The organism is Mycobacterium sp. 1165178.9, assembly GCF_001673555.1.
Lineage (GTDB): Bacteria > Actinomycetota > Actinomycetes > Mycobacteriales > Mycobacteriaceae > Mycobacterium.
This window is the reverse complement of record NZ_LZMB01000156.1, coordinates 1-628: the sequence shown is the minus strand read 5'-3', so window position 1 is coordinate 628 and position 628 is coordinate 1. Positions and strand designations below refer to the sequence as shown.

General features: G+C 67.5%; 1 protein-coding gene. It reads left to right on the top strand.

Going from position 1 to position 628, the window contains the following annotated elements:
- On the top strand, window positions 1-628 hold a 628-nt coding region (locus tag A5652_RS07560), incomplete at both ends, for a cutinase family protein (protein ID WP_156745207.1).

Sequence of the window (628 nt, the reverse complement as noted above, 5' to 3'; positions counted from 1 at the left end):
CCACCTCCGTCATCTCCACCGCCTCGGCTGCCCAGTGTCCCGATGTGCAAGTAGTGTTCGCCCGCGGCACCGGCGAAGCCCCCGGCGTGGGCCCCACCGGCCAAGCCTTCGTCGACTCCCTGCGCCAGCGCGTGGGCGGACGCTCCTTCGACGTCTACCCGGTCAACTACCCCGCCAGCGACCAATGGGCCACCGGCATCGACGGCATCAGAGACGCGGGCGCCCACATCAATTCGATGGCCCACGACTGCCCCAACACCAAGATGGTGCTCGGCGGCTACTCCCAGGGCGCGGCCGTGATGGGCTTTGTCACCTCCGCGGCCGTCCCCGACGGCATCGACCCCAACACCGTCCCCAAACCGCTGTCCCCCGACGTCGCCAGCCACGTCTCCTCGGTCGTACTCTTCGGCATGCCCAACGTGCGGGCGATGAACTTCCTCAACGAACCCCCCGTGGTCATCGGCCCGCTCTACCAAGACAAAACCGTCAAGGTCTGCGCCACCGAAGACCCGGTCTGCTCGGACGGCATGAACTTCTCCGCCCACGACACCTACGCCGACGACGGCGCCATGATCGACAAAGGCGTCACCTTCGCCTCCAGCCACCTGGCAATGGGCGGACCAGGTCC